This is a genomic window from Streptosporangium sp. NPDC051023 (assembly GCF_040689595.1).
Classification (GTDB): Bacteria; Actinomycetota; Actinomycetes; order Streptosporangiales; family Streptosporangiaceae; genus Streptosporangium.
On record NZ_JBFBCE010000004.1, the window covers coordinates 167,550 to 184,768 of the forward strand.

Annotated in this window: 14 protein-coding genes; 9 read left to right on the forward strand and 5 right to left on the reverse strand. The window is 69.4% G+C overall.

What is annotated here, in order from left to right:
• Positions 1 to 150: 150 nt before the first annotated feature.
• Together AB0395_RS04370 and AB0395_RS04375 are read left to right on the forward strand one after the other, a co-directional pair.
• Entirely contained in the window at positions 151 to 1,077 is a 927-nt protein-coding gene (locus AB0395_RS04370; RefSeq protein WP_366276922.1) for an alpha/beta hydrolase, read from the forward strand.
• 282 nt (positions 1,078 to 1,359) lie between these two features.
• Positions 1,360 to 1,830, forward strand: coding sequence for a DUF1992 domain-containing protein (locus tag AB0395_RS04375; protein ID WP_366276925.1), 471 nt, complete (start codon positions 1,360 to 1,362; stop codon positions 1,828 to 1,830).
• A gap of 107 nt (positions 1,831 to 1,937) precedes the next feature.
• Here the strand turns inward: AB0395_RS04375 and AB0395_RS04380 are convergent, their stop codons facing one another.
• From AB0395_RS04380 to AB0395_RS04400, 5 genes are all read right to left on the reverse strand, one after another.
• A complete protein-coding gene (locus AB0395_RS04380) occupies positions 1,938 to 2,861 on the reverse strand; it encodes a 1,4-dihydroxy-2-naphthoyl-CoA synthase (RefSeq protein ID WP_366276928.1) in 924 nt (307 codons plus the stop codon).
• Between the two features lie 67 nt (positions 2,862 to 2,928).
• Entirely contained in the window at positions 2,929 to 3,723 is a 795-nt protein-coding gene (locus AB0395_RS04385; protein WP_366276931.1) for a helix-turn-helix domain-containing protein, read from the reverse strand.
• 1,173 nt (positions 3,724 to 4,896) lie between these two features.
• The gene (locus AB0395_RS04390; RefSeq protein ID WP_366276933.1) at positions 4,897 to 5,967 is read right to left on the reverse strand and encodes an aryldialkylphosphatase; all 1,071 of its coding nucleotides are present in this window, start codon (positions 5,965 to 5,967) and stop codon (positions 4,897 to 4,899) included.
• Positions 5,964 to 7,082: a phosphotriesterase gene (locus tag AB0395_RS04395; RefSeq protein WP_366276936.1), complete on the reverse strand. Its 1,119-nt coding sequence runs from the start codon at positions 7,080 to 7,082 to the stop codon at positions 5,964 to 5,966. Before AB0395_RS04395 ends, AB0395_RS04390 begins: the two co-directional genes overlap by 4 nt.
• 115 nt (positions 7,083 to 7,197) lie before the next feature.
• Positions 7,198 to 7,821 (reverse strand): XRE family transcriptional regulator, encoded by a 624-nt coding sequence (locus AB0395_RS04400; RefSeq protein ID WP_366276938.1) that lies wholly within the window; start codon positions 7,819 to 7,821, stop codon positions 7,198 to 7,200.
• Positions 7,822 to 8,148: 327 nt separating this feature from the next.
• Between AB0395_RS04400 and AB0395_RS04405 the strand changes: the two genes are divergently transcribed.
• From AB0395_RS04405 to AB0395_RS04435, 7 genes are read left to right on the forward strand one after another with little or no spacing between them, the layout of a single operon-like run.
• Entirely contained in the window at positions 8,149 to 8,976 is an 828-nt protein-coding gene (locus AB0395_RS04405; protein WP_366276940.1) for a hypothetical protein, read from the forward strand.
• Between the two features lie 51 nt (positions 8,977 to 9,027).
• The gene (locus tag AB0395_RS04410) at positions 9,028 to 9,231 is read left to right on the forward strand and encodes a hypothetical protein (protein WP_366276942.1); all 204 of its coding nucleotides are present in this window, start codon (positions 9,028 to 9,030) and stop codon (positions 9,229 to 9,231) included.
• A gap of 40 nt (positions 9,232 to 9,271) precedes the next feature.
• Positions 9,272 to 10,438, forward strand: a complete 1,167-nt coding sequence (locus tag AB0395_RS04415; RefSeq protein WP_366276944.1) for a hypothetical protein — start codon at positions 9,272 to 9,274, stop codon at positions 10,436 to 10,438.
• Positions 10,439 to 10,446: 8 nt separating this feature from the next.
• Entirely contained in the window at positions 10,447 to 10,839 is a 393-nt protein-coding gene (locus AB0395_RS04420; protein WP_366276946.1) for a hypothetical protein, read from the forward strand.
• The gene (locus AB0395_RS04425) at positions 10,836 to 11,153 is read left to right on the forward strand and encodes a hypothetical protein (RefSeq protein ID WP_366276948.1); all 318 of its coding nucleotides are present in this window, start codon (positions 10,836 to 10,838) and stop codon (positions 11,151 to 11,153) included. Before AB0395_RS04420 ends, AB0395_RS04425 begins: the two co-directional genes overlap by 4 nt.
• Positions 11,154 to 11,158: 5 nt before the next feature.
• On the forward strand, positions 11,159 to 14,023 hold the full coding sequence (locus tag AB0395_RS04430; RefSeq protein ID WP_366276951.1) for a pre-toxin TG domain-containing protein: 2,865 nt from the start codon (positions 11,159 to 11,161) through the stop codon (positions 14,021 to 14,023).
• Positions 14,020 to 17,202 (forward strand): hypothetical protein, encoded by a 3,183-nt coding sequence (locus AB0395_RS04435; protein WP_366276954.1) that lies wholly within the window; start codon positions 14,020 to 14,022, stop codon positions 17,200 to 17,202. The genes AB0395_RS04430 and AB0395_RS04435 overlap by 4 nt, the downstream gene beginning before the upstream one ends.
• The last annotated feature ends 17 nt before the right edge of the window (positions 17,203 to 17,219 follow it).

Genomic DNA, 17,219 nt, shown 5'->3' on the forward strand with positions numbered 1-17,219 from the left:
CCGGCTACCCGATTTTAGTACACGTCATTTTTATGAATTGCACCTAAAATGTCACCCGCAATTATTTCGTCAACTCCTTGTTTCGAGTTCGTGGCCATCGCATCATATTTTGAGAGCGTTCTTTGTCCGCCCTTCGGCGAGGAGACGGTGATGACGGGCGTGGAAAAGGTGTTCGATGTCGGCCCCTCGGGCATCGAGGTGGCGTACGAGCGCTTCGGTGACCGCCAGGCGCCGCCCGTGCTGCTGGTGATGGGCGCGGGCGCGCAGCTGCTCGCCTGGCACGAGGACCTCTGCGCCGAGCTCGTCGCGCACGGCCTGCAGGTGATCCGGTTCGACAACCGCGACGCCGGCCTGTCGTCGCACTTCCCCGACGCGCCGGCGCCCGACCTGCCTGCGGCGCTCGCGGGCGACACGTCCTCCGCGTCCTACACCCTGTCGGACATGGCGGCGGACACCGTCGGCCTGCTCGACGCGCTCGGGCTGGACAGCGCCCACATCGTCGGCGCCTCGCTGGGAGGCGCGATCGGCCAGACGATCGCGATCGAGCATCCCGGCCGGATCCGGTCGCTGACCTCGATAATGTCCAGCACGGGTGACCGCTCCGTGGGCCAGCCGAGACCCGAGACGCTGGCCATGCTGATGGGGGCGCCTAACGAGAGCCGCCAGGACGTGATCGACTGGTGGGTCACGGCCTTCCGGTCGGTCGGATCACCCGGTTTCGAGAGCGACGAAGCCGAGCTGCGCGAATATGTCGGGCGCGCCTACGATCGAGCCCACGATCCGCTCGGCTTCGCCCGCCAGGCCGTCGCGGTCATCGCCTCGGGAGACCGGACCGCGCGGCTTCGGTCGGTTGACGTGCCCACACTGGTGCTCCACGGCGCCGACGATCTCATGTGTGACGTCAGCGGTGGGCGGGCGACCGCGGAGGCCATCCCGGATGCCGAGCTCGTGGTGATCGACGGCATGGGTCACAACCTGCCCCGCGCGTTGTGGCCCGAGGTCGCCTCACGGATCGCCGACCTCGTCAAACGCGCCGAGACGGCTCCCAGGGGCGGCGAGATCGAATCCCCGCGGTAGCCGGTCCGCGTAGTAACCGCCGGCCCCCTCCACCCCCGATGTTTTCTCCTCCCGGAGAACCAGAAGTGCTTTCTCCTCCCGGAGAACCGAAGATCGGCGATCGCCGTACTCGGGTTCACCCGCTTTACGGCAGGGCTCCAGGGAGTTTCCGAGCGGACCGGAATCGCCGTCGCCCGTACGGCCCGGCACCGGCGACGGCCGGGTCCCGCAAGAGGCGGCTCCCTCCGACGTCCCCTGGTTATCCTCGGTAACGGATGCTGATGGCGGCCCGGAGGTGAAGTCATGACGGAACGCAAACCATCTGGAGTCAGTTTCGAGACGTGGATCGACCGGCAGATTCGTGAGGCCACGGAGCGCGGGGAGTTCGACGACCTGCCCGGCACGGGGAAACCCCTCCCCGGTGAGGGCAGGCCGTACGACGAGATGTGGTGGATCAAACAGAAGATGCAGGCGGAGAACCTGTCGTTCCCGCTGCCGGGGACGCTCGCGTTGCGCAAGGAGGCAGAGGAGTGCCGCGCGGCGGCGGTCGACGCGCGGAGCGAGGCGGAGGTGCGCAGGATCGTCGACGGCGTCAACGAGAAGATCCGCGAGAGCTACGGAAAGCCCCTGTCGGGACCACCGCTCTTCCAGCCGCTCTTGGACGTCGAGGAGGTCCTCGGCGACTGGCGGGCCCGCCATCCCGCCGAGGAGAAGCCCGCCCCGGAACCACCACCCAGGAAACGCTCCTTCCTCCAGCGAATCCGGCACCACTGAGCCGTCACCTCGGGAGCGACATCATGGATGTCAGCGGGTGTCAGGGGGGCAGGGGGCAGGGGGTACAGCCCGGCGAACCCCGGCGCGCGACCGTGACGGACGCGCGGTCAGTAGTAGTAGGGGAACGGCTCCCAGTTGGGGGGACGCTTCTCCAGGAACGCGTCGCGGCCTTCGACGGCCTCATCGGTCATGTACGCCAGGCGGGTCGCCTCACCGGCGAACACCTGCTGGCCGACCAGGCCGTCGTCAACCAGGTTGAAGGCGAACTTGAGCATCCGCTGGGCCTGGGGCGACTTGCCAATGATCTTCCACCCCCAGTCCAGGGCGGTGGCCTCGAGCTCCGCGTGTGGCACGACCCGGTTGACCGCGCCCATGGCGTGCATCTGGTCCGCGGTGTACTCCTCGCCGAGGAAGAAGATCTCCCGGGCGAACTTCTGTCCCGTCATGCGCGCCAGATAGGCCGAGCCGTACCCGGCGTCGAACGACCCCACGTCGGCGTCCGTCTGCTTGAAGCGAGCGTGTTCGGCGGAGGCCAGGGTGAGATCGCACACCACGTGGAGGGAGTGCCCGCCTCCGGCGGCCCAGCCGGGCACGACCGCGATGACGACCTTCGGCATCGTGCGGATGAGCCGTTGCACCTCGAGGATGTGCAGCCTGCCCGCCCGTGCCGGGTCGATCGTTTCGGACGTCTCGCCACTCGCGTACTGATAGCCGGAGCGCCCGCGGATGCGCTGGTCACCACCCGAGCAGAAGGCCCAGCCACCGTCCTTGGGGGACGGTCCGTTGCCGGTGAGCAGGACACATCCCACGTCGGAACTCATCCGTGCGTGGTCGAGCGCCCGATAGAGCTCGTCAACGGTGTGGGGCCGGAAGGCGTTGCGAACCTCGGGCCGGTCGAACGCGATGCGCACGATGCGCTTACCACCGCGTGCCTCCGCCGAACGGTGGTAGGTGATGTCGGTGAAACCGAACCCCGTGACCTCACTCCACTCGAGTGGATCGAACAGCTCGGAAACATTGACGTCTGCCACGAATAGTCATCCCCAATCATGCCGGCCAGGTCGCCGTATCCACAACATCAAAGACTTTCCCTGAAAGTCACTCTTCGTCTTCGTGACGCGATCCGAGAAACATCTGAACGCCCCGTGTCGGATCGGGATGCCGGTAGACATTGGCGAGCAGGGTCAGCTCTTTTCCTGTGTCGATGTCTCGGACCCTCATGTACGGCGTGTGCCTGCCCATCAGGATCTCCTGCCGTCGCCACATTTCCATGAAATCCGGCAACTTGGATAGTTCTTCAAGGAGACTCAAGAATACTGGGTCATTGCCCCGCTGAACCATGTGCGTGCGCAGCCAGGCAACCGTCAGACGCGCTTCGACCTCCCATTCGACCATTATCGTACGGGACTCGGGAGCGGTGAAAAACCAGATCAGCACATTGCCGGCTCGGCTGAGTCCGCGAAAGATCCGGTTGTACTCGCGATTTCCGTGCAGCACCCACCAGGCCTCGTCCACCCACGCCGACAGATTGGGGCAGAGCGCCTCGATGTGCTTGCGCTCCTCGGTGGTCACCTCAGGACATGGCCGCGGGACGGCATCGGGCGCCGACCTGGCCTGCGCGCACGCGACCAGGTCGTGGAGATGCTGTCTGACCACGGCGTTGACCCCGAGGGCATCGGCGAGCTGGTCGACGACCTCCGGCGATGGATGCGTATTGCGTTCCTGCTCAAGCTTGGTCAGATAACTCTGGCTGATTCCCGTCGCGATGGCCAGCTTCTCCCGGCTGGACGGCTGACGGGAGGTCGGCGGCCCAGGGGAGAATCCCGGTGTCGTCCTGGACAACCTCAGGTGGCGCACATAGTCCCCGAACGAGGGAGCTTCAACGCTCGTCACGCTGATGGACCCTATCAACCACAGTCAACAAAGGTGCAATCTGCCTTATAACCGTATGACTACAACATAGCGCCCTATTTGATCATTAGCCTACATAGCACCACCTTCCACTGCACACCAGCCGAGGCCACCGAGGTACGGCCGCCGCCCAGCCGTACCTCCCATGGAGGATAATGCGCGCCCCCTGGCCGACGAGAGTTCGCCGAAGGCGATTAATCGCACAGCGACCTCTCATGCACCTGGATTGAATTTCACGTATTTTCGGCGACTTATATCCCGCAGCAGCATCCCGTGGAGCAGACACACGATCCACCAAGGCGCCCGAAAGGCGATCGCCGACGTGGACCGCACGACGGTGCCGATGACGTTTGCGATTCGGGATATCTCATAGACCGCTCACCCATCCCAGACGGTATCGGTACCGGTTCGATCGACACACACCGGGAGTCGGCCGGAGCGGAAGGAGCGGCGACCGCGCACCGCCCGCGATCACCCCCGGCGACCCGCAGGCCGCGAACACGACGACCCGGCCGATCCTCGCCGAAGGTCAACTGACAGTGAGAGTGCTATCCCTGCCATGGGTATCCCTGTTATGAGTGACACTGTAAATCCCCCTTGTGATAAGTCTTACCCGATTGTAAGAATTCTCGTGATGCCGTCGGCCGGGCTTTGACCGACAGCTTTTCCAAAGGGCGGATTCAACAGGGGCGCGCCCTGCGGACGAGGCGGAAGGCAAGGTGAACCGTAGGGGGTGTGGCCATCGGCAGGCAGCCGAGAGGTTCCGGCGTGCGCACGAGCTGTTTCTGACGCCGGGACGCGGTCGTGCCGTTTCGATGTTCGGGTTGCCCCCGGGGGGCGGGCACCCGAGGAAAGGCCGGCATGCCGGAAGACGGCGAGCCTTTGTATGACGACGGACAGACGGCAAGATCGCCCAATATCTCGCAGGCTTTTTCGTGACGGGGGTATATGTTTCCACGGCGCCGTTTCGCTCATCACTCCGAAGCATCGCCGGACACCTCAGAAAAGCCGGACGCCGCAGAAAAACCGGAACCCGCCGAAGCGGGAGGAGCCTCTCCTTGAGCCCCTCCCGAAGCCGCTCACGGCCGCCGGTGCCCGGCGGTTCTGAGAACCGGCCGCGCGGGCACGGGCGGCCGCGTGGTCAGATGATCCTCGTTATCGCGGTTCCGTGAAGGCGAGCGCTCGCGCCGGGTTCTCGACCATGATCGTGTGGATGGCCTCCTCGCTCACTCCGAGGCGGCGCAGGGTGGGCAGGAAATAGCGCGGGATGTAGTCGTACCCCTTGCCGCCGTACCTCTTGAGCTGGATCTTCTGACACACATCGTGGCCAAGCACGATCTGGCCCGCGTAACCCCGTTCGATCAGGTCCGCGACGCCCCGGACGACCTTGTGGTCGCTCGTGAGGACGAGGTGGCCCCACGGGCTCCCGGGCGAGGCCAGGAAGTCGAGCTCCACGAAGACCCCGCGCGCGAGGAGACGGTCGGCGAAGGACGCATCCGACAGGACGTCCATGCCGTGTCCCATGACGATGTTCGACGGGACGACGCCCTCCTCCTCGAGGATGTCGAGCACCTGGAACTTCTCCTCACCGACGCCGCCGAAGTGGAAGGTGATGGGGGCGCCCGTGATCCTGCTCGCGCGCCCGCTCGCGCGCACGCTCTTGAGCTCGTTGTCGGTCAACGGCACCGACTCCGCGCCGACCTCACCGATGATGCCCGAGCGGATGCCGGTTTCGCCGACCCCGATCGCGATGTCGCGCACGATGACGTCGGTGAGTTCGTCGACGCTGCGCTCGTCCATGTCCACCGGGTGGAAGGTCGGGGTGTACCAGCCTCCGCCCATGACGATGTTGAGCCCGCTCGCGTGGGAAAGCCGAAGGAGCGACTCGGGATCTCTCCCCAGGCCGATGGGAGAGACCTCGACCATGGTGCCCCCTCCGTTGTGAGCGAAGGCGAGCACCTCCGGGAGCATCTCGTCGAAGTCACCCATCATGTCGTTGTCGGCGTTCGGGCCCCCATGGCGCGTACGCGCGAGGTTGGCGAGCGTGAGCGGCTCGGCGGCCTCGGGAGAATCCTCGCCCGGGCGGCGGAACCGCGGCGGACGCCGTAGGTCGACGAAGATGTGCTCGTGCATGAGCGTCTTCCCGAGCGTCGACGGGTCCACGGGACCCGTGACGGTGAGAGCCTTACCGGCGATGTTCGGGATCTCGAAGGGATAGCGGCTCACGAGTCTGCCTTCGGGGTCGGGATGGTGAGGAGTCGCTTCGGGTTCCGCACGGTGACGGACTCGATGAGGGCGTCGTCGGCTCCGAACATCCTCAGGTACGGGACGAATTGCTGAAGGATGAAGCCGTAGCCACCGCCGCCGTAGGCGAGAAGCTGGGACTTGGCGGAGACGTCCTGCGACAGGAGGATCCGCTCGGCGTGGCCCCGGCGGGCGAGCTCCAGCACGGCCGTGGCGACGTCCTGGTCGTCGGACACGTTCAGCGCCGAGGGCAGCCGGCCGAGCTGGTCGAACTGCACGAACACCCCGCGTTCAAGGAGCGGTTCGAGCTCGTCGGGGCGCGGGGAGAGGGCGTCGCAGTGCCCGACGGCGACGCGCGTGAGGTCCGCGCCCTCTGCGGCGAGCAGGTCGAGTACGCGCTGCTGGGTGGCGGGGTCACCGGAGCGGTCGAGCGAGATCGGGGCGCCCGTGGCCGCCGATGCCCGTGCCGCCGCGACGAGGACGGCGCGCTCGGCGGGCTCTTCCGGATCAAGCGCCGCGATCTCGCCGATGATGCCCGCGCGTACCCCGGCGACGCCCTCGGTGAGGTCCCGGACGATCTCTTCGGTGAGGCTCTCGACATCGCGGTCGGCGAGTCCTTCGACCCACGCCGGGTGGTACCACCCCGTACCCATGACGATGGTGAGGCCGGTCGTCTCGGAGATCCGGCGCAGGCCCGCCGGATCACGGCCGAGACCGATGCTCGTGACGTCCACCAGCGTGCCGCCACCGGCGAGCTTGAACGCGGCGGCCTCGTTCGCGGCGAGTTCCTCGTCACCGAGCAGCCAGTTGTCCCTGTTGGGCGCCCCCATGCTGACCTCGCCGAGCAGCTCCATCGTGAGCGGCGCCCGGTAGAGCTGAAGCCGGCTCGCCGCGGTGGGTCGGGTGCGCCCCACGGCCGCCCAGGACTCGGCTGTGTCGCCGGGCGTGGCGAAATCGCTCAGGAGATGCTCGTGGGGAAGGACCGCGCCGAGCGAGTTCGGGGCGACGTCACCGGTGACGGTGACGACCGTTTCCCGCGACGCGTGCGTGGCCGTCGGCGCGTGCGCCGCCCCTGCGGTCGAGTCGATAGTGGACACCCGGCCAACATAACATAGAGGATCGTATATGATCCATGGGGAACACCTCCGCGTTCTCCCCGCACCGAGCGCCCGGCAGGTCCGCTCTCCCCCGAGGCCGGTCGCGTGGAACGGCTCACCCGCCTGGAGGGCGCGACTCACCCGGGACGGCACCGCCGGACTGGGTGGCACGCGGTTTCGCGCGGACGTGCATCCGTTCGCCCTGCGGCCCGAACAGACTGAGAACCTCAACCCGCGCCTCCCCGGTGCTGCCGAACCAGTGCGGTAGCCGGGTGTCGAACTCCGCGGCCTCCCCCATCTTGAGCACGATGTCGTGCTCGGCGAGCACCAGCCGCAGCTTCCCGCTGAGCACGTACAGCCACTCGTAGCCCTCGTGCGTACGCGGCTCGGGTTCGCACCGATTGGCGTCGATGACCATCTTGAACGCCTGCAGCCCGCCGGGGTGCTGGGTCAGCGGCACGATCGTCGAGTCCCATTGCTTGATCGGCTTCAACCGCACCCGCGGGTCACCCACCGGCGGCGCGCCGACGAGTTCGTCGAGCGGCACCTGGTAAGCGCGCGCGAGCGGCAGCAACAACTCCAGGGTGGGCCTGCGCTCACCGGATTCGAGGCGGGACAGGGTGCTGACCGAGATGCCGCTGGTCTCCGCGAGCCGAGCCAGGGTGATCCCGTGCTCCTTGCGCAGCGCGCGCAGCCGTGGCCCGACAGAGGCCAGGACCATGGCGTCTTCATTTGCCATACCAGCAAGGTTACTTGCCGACAAGCGCGGGCCCGGCGACCCCTGAGCGCACGTGACGAGCGAGGGGAGATGTCCTCGCTCGGCACCGGCGTCACCGATGTCGACCTGCCGACGCCGGCACAGGTGTTCAGTCGTCGTGCTCGCCCAACCCACGATCGAAAAGCTTGCCGTTTCCTCTCCTACCTTTAACCGGGACTGCTACGTTAGATAACCGTCCGGTGACAATTCGTGTCCTATGGCGTGCCACGCTTCGACGGTCGCGCCGTGTGCGGGACAGCGGGCTGCAGGCAGGAGAAACGTAAGCATGGCGTTTCCCGGTGGTGGACGGTGAGCGCTTTCACCGACGGGCTGATGCTGCGGTTACACGCCCCCGGCGGCCTGCCCGACCTCCTGTTCCCCGCCGACGCGACCGGCCAGGCCCGGATCCGCCGGCTGGTCAGCACGCTCTACGACCTGCCGTCCGCCGCCGTCCACGATGTGCTGAAGGTCGAGGTGACCGCGGAGGAGTACCAGTGGCCCCTCTTCCGGCCGCGGCTGCTCGCCGGCACATGGATCCGCACCACGCCCGATCACGCGCGCACCGACGTGCAGTACGAGGGACGCGAGGCCGGTGCGGCGCCGGAGTGGATCGACCTCTCGCTGCAGGTGACGGCCACCGTGGTGCTCGAACTCGACGAGGGGCGGATCGAGTCGGTCGTCCTCGGTGACATCGGCGCGTACGCGACGCTGGCCGAGTTCCAGGCGAAGTTCCGTTACTTCGACCTCGCCGGGTACATGGCCCGCCACGGGCTCACCACCGTCGACGAGCTGCGCCGGGCCTACCGTCACCTGCTCGGCGAGATCAAGCTGGCCGCCCCGCCTCCGTTCGACCCGGCCGACCCGGCCAACCAGCGTCGGCTGCGGCTGGATCTGGCGGTGCTGATCCGCGAGGCGGTGGACGTCACCGAGGCGCTGCGCTCCGCCCGGCTGGTGTGCGACCTCGCCGAGCGCGCAGTAGGCGTCCGCCGCGCCCCTGACGACCTCGCCTCGCGCTCCCCCTTCGCGCCGGTGCTGCTCCTCCCCAAAGCGGCCGTGTCGGCTCACAGCACCCCGGAGGCCGAACTCCTGGACTTCTTCGCCTCGCAGGACGTCCTCGCGATCCCCGTACCGCCGTAGAGCATCCGGCCGCCGCAGACCCGCCACGTCTCAGCCGCAGAGGAGAACACCGTGCCGCCGCCCCAGAACCCCGCCCCCCACGAGGCGGACGCCCCCGAGGCCGACGCCTCTGACACGCACAGTCCCGAGGCCGACGCCCCTGACACGCACAGCCCCGAGACGGACGCGCCCGCCCGCGGACCGGCGGCCACCCGGCCGATGACGACCGCCGAACAGGAGGCGCTGCGCCGCAAGCTCCAGGACAAGTTCCACTGACCGTGCTGTCGGTGGGAAGGCGAAAGGCGAAGAAGAGACAATGGCCGTCCGGTACATCAACGTCAGATCCAAAGTGGACATGTTCTCCCCGGTGGTGCGCGCCACGGGGAACGTCGCCGTCATCGGTACCGCCACGGCGGGGACCGACAACAAGGTGGTCCCGGTGACCGATCCGTCGGTGGCCGCCAAGGAGTTCGGCCCGGCGACCCTGCCGGATCCGAACGATCCGAACCGCGTCAGGCCCAACTCCTCACTGACAGCGGCGCTGACGACGCTCTTCGGGCAGACCCCGGGCCCCGCTCAGGTCTGGGCGGTGAAGGCCGCCGGCACGGCACCGGGGGCCGTGGGCGACCCGACGACCGCGCTCGCCGCGATCGAGGAACTCGACGTGCAGTTCGTGGTGCTCGCGGCAACCCCGCTCGACGACACCTCCGGGGCCGACTCAGGCGCGATCGGCAAGCTGGCGCAGCACGTCACCCAGGTCTCCAACTTCGGTGGCGAGGGCAAGGAACGCATGGGCGTCGTCATGCTGGTCAAGGACGCCGACGACCCGGCGGTGGTCACCGGCAAGAGCAAGCTGGTGAGCAGCCGCATGATCTACATCGCCCACAGGAGCGATGACGACGCCGCGGCGGCGGTGGCGGGAACGATCGCCGGATATCCGCCGCACATCTCCGTGCTGCTCAAGCAGGTGGCCATCACCAGCGAGCCGTTCAGCGTCACCTCGATCGACAAGCTCAACAAGGGCGAGCAGTTCGGCGATCCGCCGCAGGGCAACGGGATCAACTGGCTGGCCCGCCCGGCGCTCATCCCAGGTGGAGGCGTCTACCTCGGCGAGGGATACACCGGAAATCCAGCCGACATGAAGTTCATCGACGTCCGGCGAACCGTCGACGACATCGCCTTCAAACTCAAGGCCCGGCTGATCCGGGGGATCGGCAACCTGCGGATCAGCCGCTCCGGGTTGCGTGCGCTGGTCGTGCAGATGGAGGCCGTCCTCGATCCGCTGGTCCGCGACGAGGTGATCGAGAGCTACTCGATCGACATCCCGGTGCTCGACCTGCTCGACGGCGACCCCGCCGCGCTCACCCCGGCCCAGCTGCAGATCATTCAGGACGCGCAGGCCGACCGGGTGGCCCAGATCCTGGTTTCGGTCGACTACGCCGGTGCCATCCACCGCCTCGCGCTGACCCTCAACTTCACCTAGGAGCGGGCATGCCCGACTGGAACACCCGGCTGGAGATCCGCCTCGGCAACACCGTGATCGCGCCGATCTCGCAGTTCACGCCCACCTTCAATGTGCCGCACACGGTCATCCACTCGATCGAGCAGGACAACCTGGGTTACGTCCGGCAGCCGCAGACCTTCACTTTCACCATGACGGTGCAGGCGATCGGCACCGCGGTCGCCGACCTGACCGAACTCGCCGTGAAGGGGAAGGAGTTCGAGATCACGGTGGCGGAGAAGAAGGGCACCGACTGGGCGTTCAAGGCGCTCAAGTTCAGCCGTTGCGTGATCACCTCCGCCAACCCCAGCAACGTGGTCATCGACGGCGCGCCGAGTGCCAGCTTCACCTGCATGTCACTGAGTCCCGGGATCGAGTCGTGACCGTGCGCGACGAGGCGGGTGACGAATCCGCGGGCGTCGAGGGGCTGTTCGTGATGCCTGCCTTCGAGGCCGGCGGCCGGGTCGACCGGACCGGGATCGCACTGGTGCACGAGGGCGAGTACATCGTCCCCGCCCCCGGCAGCGAGGCGGTGTTGTCACCGGCCGCCGTGACGGGCACGGCCGAGCGGGTGGTGTGGAGCTTCCCGGTTGAGGTCGAGGTGGTCGGCGAGCTGTCGGACGCACAGCTCGACGCGGTGGCCCGGCACGTGTTCGACGAGCTCGACGTCGCGCTGCGGCGGCAGGGGGGCGGCTGAGAACGATGGCGGACGTCGAGGTGCGCGTGCCGATCCGGATCCGGCTGGTGGGTGTCCCCACCGACGAGGACCTGGCGCGGCTGGAGGCGGCTGTGGCGCGGCTGGTCGCCCGGCGGATGGAGGAGGCCGAGCGAGCGCTGGCCGCCACGCGCTCGGCCGCGGCCGGCACCGGTCTCCCCGGCACGCCGTCCGGCGCCCACGGCACCCCGGCGGTCCGATACGAGCCCGCCCTCGACGTCACCCCGGACAGCCCCGACGGCGGCTACCGGATCATGTCCTACCAAGGGCCGCCGCGCCCGGTCCGGGTGCCGGTGGACAAGCGAGCCGCCGCCGGTCCTGCGGCCACCGGGCCACAGGCGCAGCAGGCCGCGCTGCGGCGCATCACCGGGCTGCTCTCCACCGGCATCCTCGACTGGGCGGTGACCGACACCGAGGCACGTGAGGCGCTGCGCGTCCTGCGCGGGCTCGCGCCCGAGGACCTGGTCGCCGTGGTGCAGGCGCTGCGGCTCAGCGGCAGGCTCGCCGTGCTCGGCCAGGAGCTGCCCGCCGACGCCGACGACGACCTGATCGACCTCCAGCAGCGCCTGGACCCGCACTCCGGCTACCTGATGCCCGGCGACACCGTCCGGGTCGAGGTCCGCCTGGGCGCCGAGCTCCAGAACGCGGTCTCCCAGGACTACGTCCTGACCACCGCCGGGCTCGCTCTGCTCCTGCTCGACCGCCCACTGCCGGTCACCGGCCTCCTCCCGGCCGAGCTGCCCGACCGCATCGCCCGCGCGTACATCGACGCCGTGGTGTTCACCCGGCCGGAGGTGCGCGTCGCCGTCGTCGCCCGCGGATCGCGCTACGCCCCGCGGCACGGCCCCACCCGTGGGCTGTTCTGGTACACCTCGCACCCCGTGCGGCACTCGCCCGAGGAGCAGGCCCAGCTGGACAAGCGCCGTGAACTGCTCAGCTACATCTCCTGGGCGCGCGTCGACGATCCGCTCGGCCAGAACGCGTTCCACCGCTACCACACGTGGATCGAGAAGCATTACGGCACACCGGAGTTCCTGCGCCAGACCGGACCGGCCCTGTGGACCGCCTCGTTGAAGGAGGCGAGCGCACCGGTCCCCGTCTCGGTCCGCGGCCGGTTCCTGGAGCTGGCCGGCTCCGTCCGGCGCACCGCCGACGCCGTCCCCCAGGCGGAGAAGCTCGCGGTGATCACCGCGCTCGGGGAGTATCTATCCTGGCTCGACCAGCAGAGCGACGAGTCGCTCGTCCGCTACGACCCCGCGCAGGTGTGGGCCCGCTTGTACGTCCGTCAGGTCGGGGCCGACGTCAAGGCGGCCGTCGCGGAGAAGCTGCGCCATGAGCGGGAAGCGGCCCTGGACGAGCAGGCGAAGTGGGACGCCGAGGCCGCCGGCCGCAAGCTCGACGAGGCACTGCGGTTTCTGCAGAAGCGCGTGTGGAAGGTCCGCGAGCCGTACCTCGTCGAAGACCGTGAGCACGGCGCCGGCTGGCTGGTGTGGCAGTCGGAGCGGGAGACGGCGGTCCGCGACCTGATCGCGAGAGGGTTCCTGCACGACCTCATCGCGTCCATGCACACCAAGGACTTCGCCGCGACCAGCGTCGCCGCCGACTTCAAGCGCTGGCTCGAGACGCACCCGGCCGAATATGAGGCGTACCTGATCGCCCAGTCGTACCCGGAGACCGAGCGCTACGACATCCCCATCGACATCCCCGCGTGGCAGACCGCGGTGGAGGCCGCGATCGGCTTCATCCCCGTCGTCGGCTCCATCGTCGCCGCGGGCGAGGCAACCTTCGGATACGACCTGTTAGGGCACGAGCTGAGCACCGTGGACCGAGCGATCCTGGGCGCCTCTGTGCTGCTGCCCGCGGCCGGCAAGGCGTTCAAGCTCGGCAGGGGTGCCGTCACGGCCGCCGCGCTGGCCCGCGACTACCGGCTCTCGGCCCGGGAGGCCGAGGCCGCCTACCGGGCGCTGACCAAGGTCCGGCCGGGCACGAAGGGGGCGCTGCTGCTGGAGAAGGCCGCCGCCGACGTCCAGGCCGGACGGCCGGTGCGCGACGCCAAACGGCTGGAGGAACTCGGCGCCCTGTTCAAGGACATGGGACTGACCGACCGGGCGACGGCGCAGGAACTACGCGTCGGGGCCGCCGAGAGTGCGCTGGAGGGCGGCGCAGGACGCCCCGGCCAAGAGGCGGCCGAGCGGTTCTTCTCCGACCTTGAGGTGGACCGGGCGGTCGAGGCGATCGAGCAGGACGCAACCCGGCCGTCGGTGAAGGGCGTCAAGCGCCCCACCGTCGACGACGTCCGCGTGCCCACGAGGAAACGCCCGCGAGTCGATCTCGAACACCTCGCGCGCAAGCCGGGCGAGACTCTGCGGCAGGCGTACGGCCGCGCCAGACAGGTCATCAGGCAACCGATCGACCAGACGCCGCTCGGCCCTGTCTGGCAGCGGGCCCGCGCGAAGGTGGTCGGCGGCCGCTCCCTGGAGAACGCCGGCAGGCAGGAGATGTTCGACCTCTACAACAGGGTCCGCGACGAGTTCTGGACCCAGTGCCGCGACGACCCCGCCGCGGTGCAATTCCTCGAGGAGGCCGGATTCTCCTTCCCGCAGCAGGGCAAGGCGCCGCTGCTCGACGTGGTCGATCCACCGCCCGGTCTGGGCCTGCCGAAGGCCGCCGACATCCCCGTCCAGGAGCGTCGCCTCAGTCTCGACCACAACCTGGAGAAGGCCCTCGGGGAGAACTACCGCAAGGCCCTGGACGCCGACAACCTCACCTTCGAGCTGCACAACCCCAACAGCAGCCGGGAGACCGTCCAGGTGAAGTTCGGGCTGCGTGCCACCCCGGGGGTGACGGAGTGAGCGCCCGGCCCACGCCTCAGCCCGTGCTCGTGAGCTGGGTGGGAGAGAGCGACGAGCCCACCCGGCGGGCCGTGCAGGCGGCCGTCGCCGCCGGCGTACGGCGCGCGCTCGCAGGCCGCGGCATGACACAGCCGACGGTGCCCGCACCGAGCCCCGAACGCGACGGGCCGTGGGGAGCCGACGACGAGGGCCGGTGGTGGACCATGCCCGGCTACGACGGCGGCGGCGCACCGGTGGCCGTGCCGATCCGGCCCGCTCCCGGTACGGCGGGCGGAGTCGAGCGCCTCCCGTCCGGCGATGTCCTGATCCGGGATCGGTTCCCGGCGCTGCCGGTCATCCGGCTCGCCGTCGACGAGTGGGTGCGCACGGGCACCGAGCCGTACGTGACCTCGGCGGCGCTCGCCCGGGCCATGCAGTGGGGCACCTACCTCTACGGGGCGCAGGGGTTCACCGTGCTGGAGCGGCGCGGGCAGCACCCCGACGACCGGTTCGTCATGGTGCCGCTCGCCGACCGGCTGCTGATCCGTCAGTTCGGCCGCACCGCGCCGCTGCCGACCGGCGCTGAGGTGGAGACGACTCCCGGACTGCAGGTCACCGAGCGGGGCAAAGTGCTGGAACTCACCGACTACCGGATCGTCGTGACCGTCACCGGGGACGGCCGCTACATCCTCGACCTCGACCGCGGGGCCCACTGGACCCCGGCCGCCGTCCAGCGCGAGTTCGCTCGCACTCCGGCCGGCCTGCGCGTCGACCCGGCCGTGGCCGCCCGCGTCGCCACCGCCTGGCTGACCGCCGCCGGCAGCGGCGCCGAGCCCGGCACCCTGGACGAAAACGCGATGCTCCAGCACATCGTGACCATGGACCGGGACGTGTTCGCGTGGATGCCGTGGGAGCAGCGCGCCGGATACCTGGTGGTCCTCTCCGGGCTGAGGTGGCCGGACGACCGGCAGAAGAGGGCGATGATCGAGCTGCTCGCCTCCGCGCGCAGCAGCACCGAGCTGGAGGCCATGGCCGCCCTGCTGCGCGAGAAGGACGCCTACCGGCGGCTGTTCACCACCCTCGACGGCTCGGTGGTCGAATTACTGCTGCTGCTCGGCCGTACCCGCCCCCGCTCGGCGATGAGCCCCGCGTACGTCACCGCCCTGTTCCGCGAGCTGCGCCTGCTGCCCGAGGACGGCGGCCCGCCGACGGAACCCGACCCGGTCCGCCGCCTGCGCAACGCCGCCAACGGGCTGAGCCTGTGGCTGCGCTCGACCGTCGACGGCATCAAGGACCTGTTCACCCACTCCCCGGCGGATCTGTTCGAGGGCATCGGTCACCTCGTCGAGTTCGCGCTGCTGGTGGACCGGGCCACCGGCCTGCCGCCCGACCCGAAGGCCGTGCGGACCCTGGAGGTCATCTGCGAGCAGGCCGGCGCGGCCATCCGCACCGCGATGGCCGGACTGGAGTACGCCGAGCACCTCGGCGCGCCCCACGGCAGCCCCGGCGGCGGCGCGCGGATCGCCGGCGACCTTGCCGACGTGCTGCGTACGGCACTCGCCGTGGAGATCCTCAGCTGGTTCATCGGCATCGGCGAGATCAAGGAGGCGCTCGGAGCCGTCGAGCTGACCGAGCGGCTGGCGGCGCTGCTGCGGGTGCTCTCCTCGCTGCGCCGCCTGGGCCGCGCCGGCGAAGTGGCCGAGGAGCTCGGCAAGCTGGACCGGTTCGTGGCCGCGCTCACCGGTCTTGCCCAGCTCAAGGACACGACCGCGGCGGCGCAGGCGCTGCGCCTGCTTCCTCAGCACCACCTCGCCGAGGTCGTCCGCCTCGCGGAACTCCTCGACGTACCGGCCGGCACAAAAGGCGCGGCGCTGCGCACGCTCGCACGGACCAGGAACGTCCTGCCCGAGGTCGACCGGCTCGCGGACGCGCTGTCCCTGGCCAGGCGGTTCGAGCGCCGGGCACGGTCCGCGGGCGGGGTCACCGAGGACATGACCGCGGCCCTCGCGCGACTGCTCGAGACCCGCCTGGAGCGGCGGGCCCTGGCGAACATGGTGGACGGCGTGCCGTCCGCGCGCCTCGAAGAGTGGTCGCGCGCGGTGAGCCGGATGCGTTCCGAGCACATCGAGCGGCTCGGGACGGACCAGGTGAAGGCCCTCGCGTACTGGCCGCGTGCCCTGACCTTCATCACCGAGGCCGGCGGCGACGTCTACGTGGCGATGCTGCGCCGCTCCGGCGGCGACACCCGCACCGTGGACGGTCTGCTGCACGCGGTGGAGCTGCGCCGGGGCGAACTTCCCGACCCCGCCGTCTACCAGCGCCTGCTGGACCGGCTGGCCACCGGCGAGACAGCTGCTTTCGACGAGCTGGCGGGCCGGCTCTCGCGGGCCGCGGAGGCCACGCGAGGCCGGCTAGGGGCCGGCGGCCGGCGCCGCATCCTGGCCGAACTCACACAGTACGAGGAACTGGCCGCCGAGGCGCGCAAACAGGGCCAGGCCGCCCGAGCCGCCGAGTTGCTCGCCGAGGGCGAGCGCTTCGCCGCCCAGGTGGGTGACCTGACCGACCGGGAGCTCTCCGGCCTGGAGGAGGTCGCGCGGCTGGCCGAGAACATCGGCTTCGACTGGGTCGACGCCCTTGAGCTTCCCCGCACGGACCGCACGCACCTGCTCACGCTCGTTGACGACATCGTCGGCCGGCTGCCGGGCAACCGGGTCGCCGGCATGGAGGAGGTCCTGCTGGGCGTCCTGGGCCCGGGAGGGGGCCGGCGGCCCTTCCAGGGCAGTTGGGGCGAGCTCTACGCCGCGCGCACCCTCGTCGAGGACCTCGGCGCGACCGCCCTGGAGTTCCAGAAACCCCTGCCCGGCCGCGTCGTCGACATCGTCGCCGATCTGCCCGGCCGCGGCAGGGTCAGCGTCGAAGTCAAGACCAACATCACCGGCAAGGCACGGCTCGTCCAGGAACAGGCCGTCAAAGACCTGGTCACGCACGCGCCGACCGGCTACGCCGATCTGCTCTACCTCTACCACCCGAGCAGGGCCGCGGAGCTGCCCGAGCTCGGGCGGGACATGCTCCGGCTGTTCGACACACCTGAGCTGACCCAGGCCCTCACCTCGGCCGGCCGCGATCCGGCCGCCGCCCGAGCGGCGTTCAAGGCCTGGCTCGACGCGGGCAACCCGCGTGTCTACCGGGTCGACCATTGACGACCGTCCACCACGAG

Coding starts and splice junctions, on each gene's coding strand:
- AB0395_RS04415 (WP_366276944.1), top strand. CDS start 9,272: ATGGCCGTCCGGTACATCAACGTCAGATCCAAAGTGGACATGTTCTCC.
- AB0395_RS04370 (WP_366276922.1), top strand. CDS start 151: ATGACGGGCGTGGAAAAGGTGTTCGATGTCGGCCCCTCGGGCATCGAG.
- AB0395_RS04400 (WP_366276938.1), bottom strand. CDS start 7,821: ATGGCAAATGAAGACGCCATGGTCCTGGCCTCTGTCGGGCCACGGCTG.
- AB0395_RS04375 (WP_366276925.1), top strand. CDS start 1,360: ATGACGGAACGCAAACCATCTGGAGTCAGTTTCGAGACGTGGATCGAC.
- AB0395_RS04420 (WP_366276946.1), top strand. CDS start 10,447: ATGCCCGACTGGAACACCCGGCTGGAGATCCGCCTCGGCAACACCGTG.
- AB0395_RS04430 (WP_366276951.1), top strand. CDS start 11,159: ATGGCGGACGTCGAGGTGCGCGTGCCGATCCGGATCCGGCTGGTGGGT.